This window comes from Meridianimarinicoccus zhengii, from assembly GCF_003254465.1.
GTDB classification, from domain to species: Bacteria; Pseudomonadota; Alphaproteobacteria; order Rhodobacterales; family Rhodobacteraceae; genus Meridianimarinicoccus; species Meridianimarinicoccus zhengii.
Window position 1 is genome coordinate 1 of sequence record NZ_QDFI01000182.1, and the last position, 1,039, is coordinate 1,039.

The window sequence follows — 1,039 nt, forward strand, 5'->3', positions numbered from 1 at the left end:
CCGCCGCGCCGACCGCCGCGAGGCGCAGCACCGCGGCGGCGAGCCGTGTCTCGGCGCCGCGTTCGGGGGCCGGGGCGATGCCCGCCTGCCCGGCGGGGATCGTCGGAAAGGGCGTGAAGGCGGTCATTTGGTCAGGATCAGCTTGCCCGCGCGGGTGATGCGCAGGACATAGGTCTTGTCGTCGAGCCGGATATAGCCGGTCTGGTCGGGGCCGGTCAGGTGGCGCGCGTCATGTACCGGGGCGCCGCCGGCCGGTGCCGGGCGGGCGTCGGCCGTGTCGGGCTGCCGGTCGGGGGCGCGGAAGGCAAGGGTCATGGCCGCCCCTCCACCCAGTCCATGAGCGCCTCGAACGCGCCGGTGGCGGTGCCGGTGCCCGTGGCGAAGACCGGCCCATGCGCGAGGCATTCCTCGGCCAGGGCGCGGGCGGAGCGCGGGGTGCCGGGCTGCATCGCCGGGTGCGGCCGGGGCGGCGCGACGGTGGGAATCGGGACGAGACGGAGCATGACGGGCGATCCTTTGCGCTGTGTCAGGGTCGAAACGTGCCGGGCTTCCCGTGTGGTGGCTGGGCGGATGGCTTAAACCTGAGTGAAAGGATAAGGTTTGTCAATCCGGTCTCTGCGTGGCGTGGCCGGCGGGTGGCGGTCCGTGTCGGCCCGTCACAATGCGGCGCGCCAGAACCGGAAACGGGCCTGCCCGGTCAGTTCGCGCACGAGGCCCAGGTCCTCGAACCGGATCATGTTGCGCTGGACCGCGGCGCGGGATGCGCCGGTCTGCGCGGCCAGCATCGGGGCGGAGACGATCGGCCAGGCGGCCAGCGCGTCGATCAGGCGGGCGGGGGTGCGGCCCGACATGGGCGCTGTCAGGTCGCGCGCCTGCGCTTCCCATGCGGCCAGCCGGTCGCATTCCATCAGCCCGCGCAGTGCCGCGCTTTCGATTCCGGCGAGCCATGCGGCCAGCCGTGCATCCGTGTCGCCGCCCGCGCGCAGGGCCGCGCCGCCACCCAGCCCCAGCGGCACGAAGCCCAGCCCGCCGGGGCGCA

The 1,039-nt window shown here is 74.2% G+C and carries 3 protein-coding genes; all 3 read right to left on the reverse strand.

Translation table 11 applies throughout. The features are described from left to right. Nucleotides 1-123 precede the first annotated feature (123 nt). The gene (gene hemP, locus DDE13_RS22475) at nucleotides 124-315 is read right to left on the reverse strand and encodes a hemin uptake protein HemP (protein WP_111406400.1); all 192 of its coding nucleotides are present in this window, start codon (nucleotides 313-315) and stop codon (nucleotides 124-126) included. Further along, nucleotides 312-503: a hypothetical protein gene (locus DDE13_RS22480; protein WP_111406401.1), complete on the reverse strand. Its 192-nt coding sequence runs from the start codon at nucleotides 501-503 to the stop codon at nucleotides 312-314. Before DDE13_RS22480 ends, hemP begins: the two co-directional genes overlap by 4 nt. 153 nt (nucleotides 504-656) lie before the next feature. Continuing rightward, nucleotides 657-1,039, reverse strand: a 383-nt coding sequence (locus DDE13_RS22485) for a helix-turn-helix domain-containing protein (RefSeq protein ID WP_268951272.1), incomplete at its 5' end; no start/stop codon positions are given.

Bases quoted from the DNA above. Each gene is read 5' to 3' on its own strand.
- hemP (WP_111406400.1), bottom strand. From the start codon at position 315: ATGACCCTTGCCTTCCGCGCCCCCGACCGGCAGCCCGACACGGCCGAC.
- DDE13_RS22480 (WP_111406401.1), bottom strand. From the start codon at position 503: ATGCTCCGTCTCGTCCCGATTCCCACCGTCGCGCCGCCCCGGCCGCAC.